Source organism: Aromatoleum bremense, from assembly GCF_017894365.1.
Classification (GTDB): Bacteria; Pseudomonadota; Gammaproteobacteria; order Burkholderiales; family Rhodocyclaceae; genus Aromatoleum; species Aromatoleum bremense.
In genome coordinates this window covers 3474327-3490047 of sequence record NZ_CP059467.1, presented here as the reverse complement: position 1 = coordinate 3490047, position 15721 = coordinate 3474327, and the positions used below count along the sequence as shown (strand labels likewise).

Sequence of the window (15721 nt, the reverse complement as noted above, 5' to 3'; positions counted from 1 at the left end):
GAATGTCGATGCGTTCGATTTATACATTCGAGATACAGATGCCGCCGCCCAGTGCCAACGTGGGATGCACCGCGATCATCAGGCCACCGCCTTCCACGGTAGCATTCACCCGGCTGATCGGCTTCTTCGCGGCGGCGGCATCGGCGGTGATCAGCCCGCGAGCGCGTTGCGGATCTGTTCCAGCGTGCCCGGATCGTCGATCGTCGTCAGGTCACCGGGATCGCGTCCCTCCGCGAGGGCCTGGATCGAGCGGCGCAGCATCTTGCCCGAGCGCGTCTTCGGCAGTCCGGAGATGAAATGCACGCGGCCGGGGCGCGCGATCGCACCGAGCAGGGTGTCGACGGTCTTCATGACATCCTTCTCGAGTTCAGCGCGTTTCTCGGCGGTATCGACGCGTGAGGCGTCCTTGACCACCGCGAACGCCATCGGCATCTGCCCCTTCAGCGCATCGGCGACGCCGACGACCGCGACTTCGGCGATCGCCGCGTTCGCCTGGATCGCCTCCTCGATTTCGCGCGTGCCGAGACGGTGGCCGGCGACGTTGATGACGTCATCCATGCGACCGAGGATCGTGTGGTAGCCGTCGGCGTCCTTGATGCCCCAGTCGGACGACGAGAAGATCACCGGATCCTTGAACAGCGTGAAGTAAGTGCTGACGAAGCGGTCGTCCTGGCCCCACACGGTCGACAGGCAGCCCGGCGGCAGCGGCGGCACGACGCCGACGATGCCCTTCTCGTCCGGGCCGCACTCGCTGCCGTCCTCGCGGAAGATGCGCAGGTCGTAGCCATACACCGGGAAGCTCGGCGAGCCGTACTTGATCGGCGTCTCCTCGATGCCGCGCACCGCGGAGAGCATCGGCCAGCCCGTTTCGGTCTGCCAGTAATTGTCGATGACCGGGATGCCGAGCTCGTCCATGATCCACTTGTGCGTCGTCTCGTCGAGCGGCTCGCCGGCGAGGAACAGGTGCTTCAGCGACGAGAGGTCGTATTTCTTGAGGAAGGCCGGATCCTGCTTCTTCAGCACGCGCACCGCGGTGGGCGCCGAGAACATCACGTTGACCTTGTATTTTTCGACGATCTGCCACCAAATCCCGGCGTCCGGGCGCAGCGGCGTGCCTTCATACATGATCGTCGTCATGCCGGCGAGCAGCGGCCCGTAGATAATGTAGCTGTGGCCGACGACCCAGCCGATGTCGGAGGTTGCGAACATCGTCTCGCCAGCAAAGCCGGTGAAGATATGCTTCATCGACGACGCGAGCGCGACCGCGTAGCCACCAGTGTCGCGCTGCACGCCTTTCGGCTTGCCGGTGGTGCCGGACGTGTACAGGATGTAGCTCGGCTCGGACGATTCGAGCCAGGTCACAGGCACCTTGGCGTCGAGGTGCCTTGCACGCAGCTCGGCGTAATCGACGTCGCGGCCTTCAACTTTCGCGAAGCCCTTGTCGAGCCCACGGTCGACGATCAGGACTTTTTGCGGCGGAAATTCGGCGATCTTGCACGCTTCGTCCACGAGATGCTTGTACGGCACCGGCTTGCCGTTGCGCATGCCGGCGTCCGAACTCACCATCAGCACCGGCTTCGCGTCGTCGATGCGGGTCGCGAGCGAACCCGCCGCAAAGCCGCCGAACACCACCGAGTGGATCGCGCCGATGCGCGCGCAGGCGAGCATCGCGAACGCGGCCTCGGCGATCATCGGCATGTAGATCAGCACGCGGTCGCCCTTCCCGACGCCAAGCTCCTGGTAGATCGCCGCCATGCGCTCGACCTCGCGCTGCAACTGCGCAAAGGAGTACACCTTCTCCTCGTCGGTCTCGGTCGAGATATAGACCAGCGCCCGGTCGTCAGGGCGCACGGCGGCGTGGCGATCCACGGCGTTGTAGCAGAGGTTCGTCTCGCCTCCCTTGAACCATTTGACGAATGGTGGCTGTGAAAAATCGCAGACCTGCCCGGCAGGCTTGTTCCAGTCGATGAGCCGGGCCTCTTCCGCCCAGAACTCGTCACGGCTGTCGATGGAACGGCGATGAAATTCCTTGTACGTCGTCATGAGCATTCCTCTCCCTTCAAGATTCCCTTCATCTGCAAACGACTTTCAGACGCCGACGGACTTCCCACTCCCTGGACATCCGGGGCGCCCCCTTTACTGCTGTTGTATTTATATTTGTATGATGCTGTTCAACTTTTCGCGGCAGGATCGCTCCCGGTATCGGCATCGGCATCGGCATCGGCATCGGCACCGATTTCGTATCCTTTCAGGCGCTCTATCGGGATTCCGCAACGAAACTGTAATTCTACCCACTGCAGCAGCGGAAGCAGCGTTGCAATGAGTTGCGGCAGCTGCGACGTGATCTCGGCGCCTTCTCCGGCCCGGATGCGCTCGAGGGCCTGGTCGATGCTGACCGCCTGCGTGATCAGCCGATCGACGAACGCCTGGGTGACTTCTCCCTGATCGCCGATGACGCGGTTTCCGCCCGCTTGTCGGCCGGTCTGCGCGCGCTGCGTCGCGAGCCCGATCAGTTCGCTCACCGTGCCGATGTCGTCGTTCGTCGAATTCGACACGCCGATCGTCACACTGATGCGAATGCGCTCCTCGCGATAGGTCATCACGAGCTTTTCCATCGCCTTCTGCAGGCGCAGCGCGAACGCGCAGCATCCGGCCCAGCCGCCTGCCGGCGAGAGCACGGCGAACCGTGCCGGGGCAAGCTCCGTGACGGTATCTTCCTTGCGCACCTTCGTGGAAAGTATTTTCGACAGCTTGCGGGTGACGAGCTGCGCGACGTGAGCGCCGTGCAGCACCGCGAGCTGCTCGTAGCGGTCGATCTCGACGACCATCGCGCTGATGTTGCCGCGGCGACGCCGCACCAGCGCGAGTTCCTGCTCGGCGCGCCAGTTCAGGCAGGACTCCGTGACGAGTCCAGAGGCGGGATCGATCGGACTGTGCTTTGCCAGCGCGGCCCGGCTTTCCTCGAGCTCGCGCCGCGTCTGCGCGAGCCGGGTGAGCGAATCGAGGCGGGCAAGCAGTTCGGTGGCCCGGATGCCTTTCGTGATGAAGTCGTTGGCGCCGAGGCGGCGCGCGCGCTCACGCGCCGAATCGTCCTCGTCGCCGGAAATCACGATCACCGGCAGGTCATGGATGCGCGACAGCTTCGACGCCCGGACGCGCTCGAGCAGGCCATACCCGTCGAGCTGCGGCATGCCGATGTCGGTCAGCACCAGGTGAATCGTCGGATCCACCAGCAAGGCCTGCCAGCCGGCCTCGCCGTCGGCCTCCTCGCGGAACTCGAAACGCCCGCGGATCAGCTTGATGACCGATGCCCGCACCATGCGCGAGTCATCGACGATCAGCACCTTCGGCAACGGCTGATGTTCTTCCTCGCTCATGGTGGGATCTCCGGTAACGCGCCCGGGCGCCGTCGGGCGCCGTCGGGTGCTCTCAGGCGCCTATCCGCACGACGGTACGGCCTTTAACTTCGCCCTTGATGAAGGCGTCGAACGCGCCCGGCAATTCGTCGAACGCGATGGTTCGTGTAATGGCCGCGAGGTGGCGCGGCTTGAGGTCGCTCCCGAGGCGCTGCCAGACGCGCTGCCGCGTCGGAAAGCTCATGTAGCCAGAATCGACGCCGAGCAGGCTGACGCCGCGCAGGATGAACGGGAACACCGTCGTGTCCAGATGAAAGCTCGCGGCGTTGCCGATGCTCGCGACAGTGCCGGCCTGCTTCATCGTCGCGAGGATCCAGTGCAGGATCTTTCCGCCGACGTTATCGATCGCGCCGGCCCATTGCGCCGCTTCGAGCGGGCGCACGTTGTCGAAGTCGATCGTGCTGCGCAGCCGCACCTCGGCGGCACCGAGCATCTGGAGGTAATCGGCTTCGGCCTCCTTGCCGGTCAGCGCGACGACGTGATAGCCGAGGCGCGACAGCATGTCGATCGAAAGTCCGCCGACACCGCCCGTCGCACCGGTCACGACCACCGGGCCGCGCTCGGGCGCGAGACCGTTGTCTTCCATCCGCACGATCCCCAACGCGGCCGTGAAACCGGCCGTGCCGAGCGCCATCGCTTCGAACAGATCCAGTCCGTCGGGTAGCGGCACCACCCACCCGGCCGGCACGCGCGCGTATTCGGCATAACCGCCATGGTGCGACACGCCGATGTCGAAGCTGGTCGCAATCACCTTGTCGCCGGCCCGGAAACGGGCGTCCGCGCTTTCCACAACCTCGCCGGACAGGTCGATGCCGCCCACGCATGGAAAACGCCGGATGATCTTGCCGGCACCGGTCGCAGCGAGCGCGTCCTTGTAGTTGATGCTGGAATAATGGACCCGGATCAGCACTTCGCCAGCGTCGAGTTGCTCGCGGGTCAGCGTTGTCATGCGGCTGAAGACTTTCTTGTTTTCATCCTGATCGATCAGGAACGCTTTGAACGGCGCAGTCACTTGGGGCAACTCCTCTCGGTTGGGATGCACGGGGATATGGACGCCACGGTTTTTTGGACCGATTATAGCCAAATCCCGTGATCGATCTTTTCACGATCCGGCTGGCGTATGCGATTGCCACGCCGGTTCGAGCGAACCGGAACCGATGAATCGAAGAATCACCGGCAGCCCAAGCCCATGCCCCTCCTTGACGCGCCCCTTGATTCGGTCGACGCCTATGTCGAATTTCTGTCTGCGCAGAACGTGCCCGTGCTGCGCCACACCGTCCGCGAATTCGCCACCCTCGAAGGACAGGAGAACTCGGTCAGCGGCAAGCGCATCGCCGCGGTCGTCATCAGCGATCCGCTGATGACGATGAAGCTGCTGACGACCCTTCAGGCCAGGCGGACTTCGGTGCAGAACCACGACATCACGACAATCGACCGCGCGATCATGATGATGGGGATAACGCCCTTCTTCGCCACGTTTGCCGCGATGCCGACGCTCGAGGACACGCTGCACGCCCACCCCAAAGCGCTGGTCGGCGCGCTCCGGATCATCGGTCGCGCGCGCCGTGCGGCGCACTATGCGCGCGACTGGGCGATCCTGCGGCACGATCTGGACGTCGATGAAGTGACTATTGCCGCGCTGCTCCTCGACGCGGTCGAGATCATGTGCTGGACTTTCGCGCCGGCGCTGACGCTGCGCGTCTACGAGATCCAGCGGGCAAACCGCTGGCGGCGCAGCGCGGACGCACAACGCGAAGTTTTCGGCTGCACCGCGCAAGACATCCAGATCGGGCTGATCCGGGCGTGGAAGCTTCCCGAGTTGCTGATCATGCTGATGGACGAGGCCCAGGCCGGCAGTCCGCGGGTACGCAACGTGCAACTCGCCGCCGGGTTCGCGCGCCACCTCGCTTCGGGCTGGGACAACGAAGCGCTGCCGGACGACATTGCCGCGATCGAAAAGCTGGTGCACCTCAATCGCGAACAGCTGATTGCACGCCTCGGCGTGCCGCCGGAAGATTCATACCGCTTCTTTTCGCCGGCGACCTGAGCCAGAGCGGACCGGACCGGTGGATAGTCCCTTGGCGCCCATCACCCGCCCGCGCGCGTCTCCAGCGCCTCCCAGCTCGCCAGCGCATCTTCGATTTCCCGCTCCACGGTATCGAGCCGCTCCTTGATCTGCACGGCTTCCTGCGGCGCTTCCTGGTACAGCGCAGGATCCGCCAGGCGCGCTTGCAGCGCCCCCTGCTCCGCCTCCAGCGCCGCAATGCGGTCGGGCAAGGCGTCGAGTTCCCTTTTCTCGTTGAACGACAGTTTGCCGGCCCGCGACGCTGTCGTCGCAGGCATTTTGGGCGCGGGCGGAGCGCTTTTCGCCTGCGTCGCGGCAAGCCGCGCCTGTTCCGCGCCGCGCTCCGCTTCGGCCTGCTTGACTCGCTGCCAGTCGGCATAGCCACCGGCATACTCGCCCCAGCGCCCGTCACCTTCGGCCGCGATCACCTGGGTCACGACATTGTCGAGAAACGCGCGGTCGTGGCTGACGAGGAACAGCGTGCCTTCGTAGGCGGACAGCAACTCCTCGAGCAGATCGAGGGTCTCGATGTCGAGATCGTTCGTCGGTTCGTCGAGCACCAGCACATTGGCCGGTCGCGCGAACAGCCGTGCGAGCAGCAGCCGGTTGCGCTCGCCGCCGGAGAGCGATTTCACCGGCGAACGCGCACGCTGCGGCGCGAACAAAAAATCACCGAGGTAACCGATGACGTGCTTGCGCTCGCCGCCGATCTCGACGAAGTCCGAACCCGGGCTGATGACCTCGGTCAGCGGCAGCTCCGGGTCGAGTTGCTCGCGCAGTTGGTCGAAGTAGGCGACGGTCTGGCGCGTGCCGCGGCGCACCGTCCCGGCGTCCGGGGCGATCTCGCCGAGGATCAGCTTCAGCAGCGTCGTCTTGCCGGCGCCGTTCGGCCCGATCAGCCCGATGCGGTCGCCGCGCAGGATCCGCGTCGAGAAGTCGCGCACGACGACGCGATCGCCGAAGCGTTTTGTCACGTCCATGAGTTCGGCGACCATCTGGCCGCTCTGCTCGCCCTTGTCGACAGCGAGCTTCACGTTGCCGAGCCGGTCGCGCCGCGCGGCGCGGTCGCGGCGCAGCGCCTCGAGCCGCCGCACCCGGCCCTCGTTACGCGTACGCCGCGCCTCGACCCCCTTGCGTATCCACACTTCTTCCTGCGCGAGCACCTTGTCGAATCGCGCGCTCGCTTTCGCCTCGGCGTCGAGTTCCTCCGCCTTGCGCCGCTGATAGTCGCTGAAACGCCCGGGATAGCTCGCGAGTTTGCCGCGATCGAGCTCGATGATGCGGGTTGCCACGTTGTCGAGAAACACGCGGTCGTGGGTAATCACGACGACCGTGCCGCGGAAATCCCGGATCAGCGATTCGAGCCACAGGATACCGTCCAGATCGAGGTGGTTCGTCGGCTCGTCGAGCAACAGCAGATCGGGCTCTGCGACCAGCGCCCGCGCCAGCGACACGCGCTTGACGCCCCCTCCGGACAGGCTCGAAACCAGCGCATCGCCGGGCAGGCCGAGGCGCAGCAGGATCTCGTCGACGCGCTGGTTGAGCCGCCACGCGTCGGCCGCCTCGACCGCGTGCTGCAGCGCCTCGAGCCGCGCCAGCGCCTCTTCGCTCGCCGATTCGGCAACTGCATGCATCGCCGCGTGATACTCGACCAAAAGGCGCGCGGCATCGCCCAGGCCGTCGGCGATTGTTGCGAACACGTCGCGTTCGACGGGGAAATCCGCCTCCTGGGGCACGTACGCCACCTTCAGCCCGGACTGCCGCCATACCGACCCGTCGTCGAGAGCCGACTGTCCCGCCAACACACGCAACAGGCTGGATTTGCCTGAGCCATTTCGCCCGATCAGGGCCACGCGTTCGCCCGCGTCGAGCTGGAACTCCGCATGGGCGAGGAGATCCACGTGCCCGTACGCAAGACAGGCGTTGTCGACAGAAAGCAGCGGCATGGTAAGGGGACTCGTTGGAATGAAAAGCCATTTTACCGGCCTGCTACTATAGCGGCGCATTCGAACATAATGCAGCGCAACATTTTGCAGACAACACCATCGGCGAGGCGGCATGGAAGCATTGTTGGGACGGTTCCGCGAAGAACACAACGACGACCTCGCGCTGTGGGTCGCACTGGTCGATGAGCTGCGCCCGGCCCGCGCGTCCGACACCGAAGCGGCGATCGCGGCATTGCGCGGCCTGACGCACACCCTCGCCGTCCGTCACGACCTTGCAGAAGGCCTGTGCGACGCGTTGATCCGGCTCTTTCGCGAGCGCAGGCAGGTGTCGCTGTACGTCTCGTCCGGCCTGCTGCCGTCGACCGGCTTCTTTTCCGAGACGGCGCGCCGTATTTCCGGCCGGCTGCTGCCCGAAGTGGTCGATACCGACTACATGAAGGACGTGCTGAGCGTGGTCTTCCACCGCACGGATGACGAGGCATGGGTCACCGCGATCCCCGACGCGGACTGGGTCGAGTTCCTGCGCACCGTTTTCGGGTCGACTCCGATCCAGCCCGACAGCACCGAAGAGGGTCACTGGCTTCCGCACGCCGCCGCCGAAATCCTCGAGGCGCTGCGGGTATTGTCGTACCACGTGTCGGCGATCGGGCTGGAGCCCGAGCTGATCCGCGTCGACCCCACACTCGAGGAACACGAATCGCCCTTTCTGGCGCAGAACGAAGAACTGGTGGCCTATCTCGACCACTATCGGCGCGCATGGAAGGACGGCACCGAGTTGATCGAAGACGAAAAGCATCTGCAGGTCATGCTCGACCAGTGCGACGACGTCGTGCTGCGGATCCGCAAGCGCGCGGCGAAGATCGGCACCAGCCTGGCGCTCACGTTCAAGCTCGAACGCCTCCGCCAGCACCTCGACCGGATGGCCGACCTGCTGTTCCTGCTCCATCGGCTGCACGCCGAACGACGCATCGACGCGGTCGCGACGCAGATCGTCGGTGTCTTCAAGCAGCTGGTGCACGCCGAGTGCCGCAAGAACAAGCTCTCCGACTACTGGGGGCAGAACGTCGAGTTGCTGTCGATGCGCATGACCGAAAGCGCAAGCAAGACTGGCGAGCACTACATTACCTCGACCCGCCGCGAATACTTCGGCATTCTCGGCTCGGCAGCGCTCGGCGGGCTGATCATCGCAGTGATGACGGGCCTGAAGATCGTGCTGGGTCGCCAGGGTTTCGCGCCCATGACCGAGGCCCTGGCGTTTTGCCTCAACTACGGCATCGGCTTCGTCCTCATCCACATTCTCGGCGGCACGGTCGCGACCAAGCAGCCTGCGATGACGGCCAACGCGATCGCCGCTTCCATCGGCGAAACGCAGGGCAAGAACAGCAACCTCGAGAACCTCGTGGAGCTCATCGCGCGCACTGTGCGCAGCCAGCTTGCCGCAATCCTCGGCAACATCGGCGTCGCGATTCCGATGGCGATGCTGGTGGCGATCGGGATCCACTCGCTTACCGGCGATCCGTTCACCGACGCGGGCAAGGCGCGCGAACTGCTCAACCAGGTCGATCCCGTCAGCGGAGCGGTCCTGTTCGCGGCAATCGCCGGTTTCTGCCTGTTCCTGTCCGGGCTGATCGCGGGCTACTACGACAATCTGTCGGCATACGAACGCATTCCGCAGCGGCTGTTGCAGCTGCGCTGGCCTCGCCGGGTGTTCGGCATCGCGCGCATGCAGCGCGTCGCCACCTATGTCGAGAACAACCTCGGCGCGCTGGCCGCAAATTTCTTCTTCGGCTTCCTGCTCGGCGGGGTGACGGCGCTCGGGGTCCTGTTCGGCCTGCCGCTGGACATCCGCCACATCGCATTCTCGTCTGCGTACGTCGGCTACGCTGCCGTCGGCATGGACTTCACGTTGAGCTGGCAACTTGCCGCGCTGTCGGCAGCGGGTATCGCGCTCATCGGACTGACGAACCTCGGGGTCAGCTTCGCGCTGACCCTCTATGTCGCGCTGCGCGCGCGCCGCATCACCTTCGCGCAGGGACGCGAGCTGGGGAAAATGATCGTCCGGCGCTTCGTCTCGCGTCCCCGCGATTTCCTGCTACCGCCTCCCTCGACGGTGCAGGCCGAAGAGCAGCATGGAGAAGCGCCGCTTCCCCAGTATGAACCGCACAATGACCACGCCACCCACAAAATCCACGGAAACGGCAAAGGCGTGCTTGGTCGCCGGCGCTCGAACGGCTAGAATTGCGCGCTCTCCTCGTAGTTCAATGGATAGAACGAGCGCCTCCTAAGCGCTAGATGTGAGTTCGATTCTCGCCGAGGAGACCACTTCGCAACCTCCTGCAACGCCCGGGGGGGCGGGTTGCCACGTCACTCCAGCCCTTTCAGCAGCGCCTTCAGGTACTCCACGGGAATCGCGTAGCTGATGCCCGACGGGTCGCTCAGAATGTTTTCCTTCGTGGACTTGACGAACACCATGTTGATCACCCCGATGAGTCGCCCCGTCTCGGAATCGAATACCGGGCTTCCGCTGTTTCCGGGGTAGGTCGTCGCGTCGAGCTGATAAATGCGGAACGGGTCGTTCGACAGGCGGCGGATCAGCGCCTGATTGAGATGCTGCGCGCGTAGCTGCGGAATCCCGATCGGCGTGATCGCGGCGACGATGCCGCGGTGCGTCACGGGCGACAGTCCCAGGACGCTGCCGATCGGAAAACCGGTCAGGGCGATGCTCTGACCTTCGCGGACGCTGTCGGAAGACTCGTCGATGGACAGGGAAGGCAGCGGCGGCCCGCCCTCGAGCCGCAACACCGCCAGATCGTGGTTTTTGTCGACCGCAAGCTTGCTGACCCTGCGGACGGTGGTCTGCCGCTCGCCGGGAACTGCCACCGCGAGCGCTTCCATCTGATCATCGGCCAACGCATCGGGCACGACGTGCGCATTGGTCGCGATCATCATCCCGTCACCGACAGCAAAACCGGTGCCGAGGAACTTGAAGGCAGGAGCGCGGGTGCGCTGGAAGGTGCCCACCGCAACCACCGAGGGCTTGATGCGCGACACGGTATCGACCAGGTCTGCCACCGCCGGGAGCGAAATCAGCATTGCAATGGCCGTGGTTGCGGCGACAATGAGGCTGCGCCGAAGCGCACGGTTCGCCGCGCTGAAATTCATGTATCGCTTGCTCCCTCACTTGCCGACTGCCCTGCCGGCATCATTGCACTGGGCCGTGCGATCCGGCTGTCGAACGGATGCTCCCGTCGCGCCACGAAGTTCAATATACGGGCCACATAGGCCCGCGTTTCAGGGTAAGGCGGCACGCCGCGGTACCGGTCGACCGCGCCTTCGCCTGCATTGTAGCCGGCAGCCGCGAGCGCGATGTCACCGCGAAAATACGCGAGCAACCAGCGCAAATAGGCGAGGCCTCCCTTGATGTTTTCGCGCGGATCGAACGGATCGCGGACGTTGAAGCGTGCTGCCGTATCCGGAATCAGCTGCATGACGCCCATTGCATTCTTCGGCGAGACGGCTCCCGCATCGAGGCGCGACTCGGCGACCGCGATCGCCAGCGCAAAGCGGGGGCTGATCTGATAGGTGGGCGCGAGCTCGATGATCATGCGGGCAACGCGCTGCCGTTCGGCTGAAAGCGACTGGATGTGAGCCTCCGGACTCCATCCGTGATCATCGAGTGCGACAACCGGCGCGGCGTTCAGGCATGAAGGGATCTGCCCGCTGTGACCATCGGTGAAGCGCAGCATCCGCTGTGCCTGCACATCACCGCGGGCGGCCGCCATCGCAAACAGGGTTCCGGCATATGCATCATCGCGGCGCATCCCTCGTCCGTTGGCATACATCCAGCCGAGGGCGTACATCGCCTCGGCATTGCCGAGCCGCGCCGCCTCGCAATAATGCGCGACTGCACGGGCGGGATTGCGTGGCACGCCTTCGCCATGTTCGTGGGCGACACCCTGCTCGACAAGATAGCGTGCATGCGCCGCGATCGCGAGCTTTGCGCCAGTGGGGCCCTGCTCCTTGCGCTCGACGGCATATGCCGGCGCCACAGTGCCGGCCGCGAGGACGAAAAGCAGCGCTGCACGACAGCGATCATTGCGGAGTTTGTGGCGTTTCATCATCCCCCCAATGGCATTGGCCCGGCTGCCGATACAGGTGTTCTAGCAGATGCTCCTAGAGTCGCCAAACCGTTACACCCGCTCTAGCCAGTGCGTCCGCGTCATAGGATGATTTCACGTCGGAGAAAACGCCGCCCGGGAGGAGCTTGCCTGCGAACTCATCCAGGCGCATATCGAGATAGGCCGCATGGGAAACGGCGGCCACCATTGCCGCCGCCTTCGGCAGCGCCTCCCACGGCACGAGACGAATGCCATATTCGTGGCCGGCCTCCGCGGGCGCAGCGACAGGATCATGGACATGCACGCTGCAACCGAAGCTCTCAAGTTCGCGGATCACGTCGATGACCTTGCTGTTGCGCAGATCCGGGCAATTTTCCTTGAACGTGAGCCCCAGCACGATGACATCGCAGCCCCTGATCGAGTGCCCCGCCTGGATCATCTGTTTCACGGTTTGTTCGGCGACATATTTCCCCATGCTGTCGTTGATGCGGCGGCCGGCGAGAATGACCTGCGGATGATGGCCGAGCATTTCGGCCTTGTGCGTCAGGTAATAGGGGTCGACTCCGATGCAGTGGCCGCCGACGAGGCCGGGCCGGAACGGCAGAAAGTTCCACTTCGTCCCGGCAGCTTGCAGCACTTCGGTGGTATCGATGCCGATCTTGTGGAAAATCACCGCAAGTTCGTTCATCAGCGCGATATTGAGATCACGTTGCGTATTTTCGATGACCTTCGCGGCCTCGGCGACCTTGATGGAACTCGCCGGATAAACCCCGGCGCTTATGATTGCGCCATAGACTTCCTTGACCTTCTCCAGCGTCTGCGGCGTATCGCCCGAAACGACCTTGACGATTTTCGTCACCGTGCGCTCCTTGTCGCCCGGATTGATGCGCTCGGGTGAATAACCGACAAAGAAATCCTTCTTCCACTTCAGACCCGATTCCCGCTCGATGATCGGAATGCAGACCTCTTCCGTCGCACCCGGATAAACGGTGGATTCAAACACGACGACCGCGCCGCGCTTGAGATTGCGGCCCACCGTTTCCGACGACCGGATCAATGGCGTGAAATCCGGCTTGTGAGCAGTGTCGACCGGCGTTGGCACGGCCACGACGATGAAGTCCGCCTCGCGGATGGAAGCCGGATCGGAATGACAACCGAGATGAATCGCAGCGCGAAGATCCTCCGACGACACTTCCCCGGTCGGATCGACGAAGTCGCGGTAGGCCGCGACCTTGTCGGCCGAGAGGTCGAAGCCAATCGTCTTGAATTTCTTACCGAACTCGACCGCAAGGGGCAGCCCGACGTAGCCAAGGCCGATCACGGCGATAATGGTCATGAATGCGAGTCCTTAAAGGTTTCCGATATACCGGCGCCTGAATGCTCGCGACCTTACAACCCTTGCTTCAGTTTGGTCGCTTCCGCATGCAACGAACTCCCCGCAGGCGCCTGCCCGAGCAGATTGTCGAGTTCCTTGCGCGCGTCGTCCTTGCGATCGGCTTTGAGGTAGGCCTTCGCCAGATTCAGCCGGAGCACCCCGGTCCCCGGAGACAGTCCGACAGCCTTGCGAAGATTTTCGAGGCCCTCGTCGCGTTGGCCGCGCTCCACCTGAAGCATACCCAGCGTGTCAAGAATCGCCGGGTTATCGGGCGCCAGTTTCAGCGCCCGCTCGGCCAGCGCGAGCGCCTCCGGATCCTTGCGCTGCCCCGCGATCCATGCCAGGTTGTTCAGCACCTGAGCATTGTCCGGGCTTAACTCATCCACCTTGTGAAATAGCTTTTCGGCCTCGTCAAGCCGCCGCTCTGCAAGGGCCCGCCCGGCAAGATAGCTGCGCAATACCACGTCCTTCGGGTGGGTGCGGAGCCAGTCGGCAGCCGTCTTCGCCGCATCCGGTGCCTTGCCGGCCAACACTTGTGCGGCATGCAACTTGGCAGCAGTTTGAGCCGAGGCCTCAAGCTCGAGCGCCTTGCGATATGCCTGCACGGCCGGCTCCCAGTTGGCACTGGCGGCGTGGATCTGACCTTCAAGAAGCGGACCGGCCGCCGCCTTCGGACGCTGCTTCTGAACGGTTGCCGAAATTTTCAGCGCCTCATCCGTCCGCTTGTCTTCGGCCAGCAGCGAAGCAAGGCGCTGCTGGGCTTCGAACATGTCCGGCTTATGCTCGAGCGCCCGGCGCAGCGACCGCTCGGCCCCCGGACGGTCCTTCGCAAACCGTTGCATATCCGATACTTCGACCAGCGATGCGGGAGATTGCGAGACCAGATCAGATAACTTGTTCAGTGAGGAGACCGCCTGCTGATGATCGTCCGCTGCCAGTTGGGCCCGTGCCAACATACTGATCGCCTGTGGATCACTGGCGTGGCCGGCTGCGGTTTCCTGCGCGATCAAGAGCGCCTTTTTCGCGTCATTGCTTCCAAGGTAATAGCGCACCAGTGCAAGCTTCGGTGCAAGCGCAGCCGGATTCGCACCGGCTGCACGGTCGAGCACCGGCAACACTTCGGCTGGTTTCGCCCCGATGCGGGGTAGCAGATCGGCAAGCAACAAGTGTGCTTCGACATTTTTCGGATTGGCCGCGACGATCTTTTCGAAGCGTTTTCGGGCGTCGTCGGGGCGCCCCTCCCCAATATCCATCCGCGCGAGATTTGCCGCCGCGGCCACGGAATCAGGATTCAGTTCGAGGGCTTTTTCGAAGGCCGCGCGAGCCCCTGCAGCGTCCTTCCGGGCAAGCAGAATCCCCCCCTTGAGCACATGAGTCTGCGGGTTATTCGGCTGCTTGGCTTCGAGTTGCTGCTGCGCAGCCGCCGCCTTGTCGAGTTCGCCGCGGCGAAGGTGCGCAAGAATCATGATGACATCGGCATGGCCCGTATCGGACTCGAGGTTCGATGCCGCTTCGAGATCGGCGAAAGCCTCGCTGGTGTCCCCACCCAGCAACTTCGACACCCCGAGCCGAGTCCGCGCCATCGCGTTCTCCGGTTCGGTGGCCACTACCTTGGCAAAATGCTCCGCTGCACGGTCAAGATCGCCATTGGCCACGAGGATCCGCCCGGCCAGGCCCATCGTCGCGCTATCTACGGACGGTGCGTCCAGCAGCGGTTGCAGGGTCGTCAGCGCACGACCCGGCTCTTTGGATGCCAGCAGCGACATCGCAAGCATGCGACGCGCCAGCGGCTGTTCCGGAGCCCGCGCCAGAATCACCCTCAGTTGCTCCTGGGCCAGAACGTGTTGATTCAGGCGGATGTGGATGACGCCGGCGAGCAGGCGCGCGGGCAGATAATCCGGAGCCAGACGCACCGCCTCGGTAACGTTGTCGCGTGCCTCGTCAAGTTTGTTGTTCCGCAGATCCACCAGCGCCTGGAGGTAGCGTGTCGAAGAATGGCGGGGCGCAATTTTCTTCATCGCGTCGAGATGCGGCACCGCTTCGTCTTCCCGGTTTTCCCGCAGCAACATCGATACGAGCGCGAAGCGGTAGTTCACCGCATTCGGCCGAGCCTTGACCGCCTTCTCGAGGGCGGCCACTGCGCCTGGAATATCATTCCTCGCCAGCAACACATCAGCTCGAACGGCATGAGCATCGGCAGCGTCCGGCTCTGCCACAATGGCGGCATCGGCGTCGGCGAGCGCTGCGTCAAGCTCTCCAGCGAACAGCTTTACCTGCGCCATGCCCACCCGTGCGGGCACATTGGACGGATCGGTCGCCGCCGCGGCCTCATACGCCGCCCGCGCCTTTTCGACGTCCCCCTTGGCGAAATGTGCACCACCCACCGCACCGAGCAGCGCGGCTTGTCCGGCACGATCGTCGAGCGTCTTACCCTCGAACTCCTTCAGCACCTGATCGAATTCGCCGGACAGCACGAGGGCTCGCGCGAGCAGCGGACTGACCTGCGCGTCCGGATAGCCGCGTTCGGCAGCCCGGCGCAAATCCTTCACCGCGCCCGCAAGGTCGCCCTGTTGGAGGTTTACGCGCCCCAGAAGAAAGCGCGCCTCTGCCAGGTTCCCGTCTTTCTGGAGCGCATTCTTCAATTGAATCGCCGCCGCATCAGGGTCGTTCTTGGCGAGATAATCCTTCGCGGAGCGGAGCATGGTTTCCGGGTCATCACTGCAGGCCGTCAACAGCGCAGCGCTTAGGGCGACGACAACAATTCGGCGAACGGTTGCACCTGAGGTCTTCCGATTGGGCAC

General features: G+C 64.1%; 10 protein-coding genes, 1 tRNA gene and 1 pseudogene. 3 read left to right on the top strand and 9 right to left on the bottom strand.

All coding sequences use genetic code 11. The features are described 5' to 3' along the window. Window positions 1-150: 150 nt before the first annotated feature. The 3 genes from pbN1_RS16360 to pbN1_RS16350 all read right to left on the bottom strand — a co-directional run bounded on the left by pbN1_RS16360 (window position 151) and on the right by pbN1_RS16350 (window position 4428). Window positions 151-2043, bottom strand: coding sequence for a propionate--CoA ligase (locus pbN1_RS16360; protein ID WP_169201978.1), 1893 nt, complete (start codon window positions 2041-2043; stop codon window positions 151-153). 128 nt (window positions 2044-2171) lie between these two features. Next, window positions 2172-3377, bottom strand: a complete 1206-nt coding sequence (locus tag pbN1_RS16355) for a GGDEF domain-containing response regulator (RefSeq protein WP_169201979.1) — start codon at window positions 3375-3377, stop codon at window positions 2172-2174. Between the two features lie 52 nt (window positions 3378-3429). Next, window positions 3430-4428 carry an oxidoreductase gene (locus pbN1_RS16350; protein WP_169201980.1) on the bottom strand — a complete coding sequence of 333 codons (999 nt, stop codon included), beginning with the start codon at window positions 4426-4428 and terminating at the stop codon, window positions 3430-3432. A gap of 177 nt (window positions 4429-4605) precedes the next feature. On the opposite strand from pbN1_RS16350, the gene pbN1_RS16345 reads away from it, so the two are divergent. Next, window positions 4606-5463, top strand: coding sequence for an HDOD domain-containing protein (locus pbN1_RS16345; protein WP_169201981.1), 858 nt, complete (start codon window positions 4606-4608; stop codon window positions 5461-5463). 41 nt (window positions 5464-5504) lie between these two features. Here pbN1_RS16345 and pbN1_RS16340 read toward each other — a convergent pair whose 3' ends face one another. Further along, window positions 5505-7427 (bottom strand): ATP-binding cassette domain-containing protein, encoded by a 1923-nt coding sequence (locus pbN1_RS16340; protein WP_169201982.1) that lies wholly within the window; start codon window positions 7425-7427, stop codon window positions 5505-5507. Window positions 7428-7539: 112 nt separating this feature from the next. Here pbN1_RS16340 and pbN1_RS16335 point away from each other — a divergent pair, with 112 nt between their 5' ends. Both pbN1_RS16335 and pbN1_RS16330 read left to right on the top strand, forming a co-directional pair. Beyond that, window positions 7540-9663, top strand: coding sequence for a site-specific recombinase (locus pbN1_RS16335; RefSeq protein ID WP_169201983.1), 2124 nt, complete (start codon window positions 7540-7542; stop codon window positions 9661-9663). A gap of 11 nt (window positions 9664-9674) precedes the next feature. Beyond that, window positions 9675-9749, top strand: a tRNA-Arg gene (locus pbN1_RS16330). Window positions 9750-9791: 42 nt separating this feature from the next. Here pbN1_RS16330 and pbN1_RS16325 read toward each other — a convergent pair. The 5 genes and pseudogenes from pbN1_RS16325 to prsT form a co-directional block, all read right to left on the bottom strand. Next, on the bottom strand, window positions 9792-10589 hold the full coding sequence (locus tag pbN1_RS16325; protein WP_169201984.1) for a S1 family peptidase: 798 nt from the start codon (window positions 10587-10589) through the stop codon (window positions 9792-9794). Continuing rightward, on the bottom strand, window positions 10586-11173 hold the full coding sequence (locus pbN1_RS21060; RefSeq protein ID WP_342343984.1) for a lytic transglycosylase domain-containing protein: 588 nt from the start codon (window positions 11171-11173) through the stop codon (window positions 10586-10588). The genes pbN1_RS16325 and pbN1_RS21060 overlap by 4 nt, the downstream gene beginning before the upstream one ends. A gap of 66 nt (window positions 11174-11239) precedes the next feature. Beyond that, window positions 11240-11545 (bottom strand): annotated as a pseudogene (locus tag pbN1_RS21055) (lytic transglycosylase); the annotation flags it as partial. Between the two features lie 55 nt (window positions 11546-11600). Further along, entirely contained in the window at window positions 11601-12881 is a 1281-nt protein-coding gene (locus pbN1_RS16315; RefSeq protein ID WP_169201986.1) for a nucleotide sugar dehydrogenase, read from the bottom strand. A 53-nt stretch (window positions 12882-12934) separates the two neighbouring features. After that, on the bottom strand, window positions 12935-15721 hold the full coding sequence (gene prsT, locus pbN1_RS16310) for an XrtA/PEP-CTERM system TPR-repeat protein PrsT (RefSeq protein ID WP_169201987.1): 2787 nt from the start codon (window positions 15719-15721) through the stop codon (window positions 12935-12937).

Coding starts and splice junctions, on each gene's coding strand:
- pbN1_RS21060 (WP_342343984.1), bottom strand. CDS start 11,173: ATGCTGCGCTTCACCGATGGTCACAGCGGGCAGATCCCTTCATGCCTG.
- pbN1_RS16325 (WP_169201984.1), bottom strand. CDS start 10,589: ATGAATTTCAGCGCGGCGAACCGTGCGCTTCGGCGCAGCCTCATTGTC.
- pbN1_RS16315 (WP_169201986.1), bottom strand. CDS start 12,881: ATGACCATTATCGCCGTGATCGGCCTTGGCTACGTCGGGCTGCCCCTT.
- pbN1_RS16340 (WP_169201982.1), bottom strand. CDS start 7,427: ATGCCGCTGCTTTCTGTCGACAACGCCTGTCTTGCGTACGGGCACGTG.
- pbN1_RS16345 (WP_169201981.1), top strand. CDS start 4,606: ATGCCCCTCCTTGACGCGCCCCTTGATTCGGTCGACGCCTATGTCGAA.
- pbN1_RS16335 (WP_169201983.1), top strand. CDS start 7,540: ATGGAAGCATTGTTGGGACGGTTCCGCGAAGAACACAACGACGACCTC.
- pbN1_RS16355 (WP_169201979.1), bottom strand. CDS start 3,377: ATGAGCGAGGAAGAACATCAGCCGTTGCCGAAGGTGCTGATCGTCGAT.
- pbN1_RS16360 (WP_169201978.1), bottom strand. CDS start 2,043: ATGACGACGTACAAGGAATTTCATCGCCGTTCCATCGACAGCCGTGAC.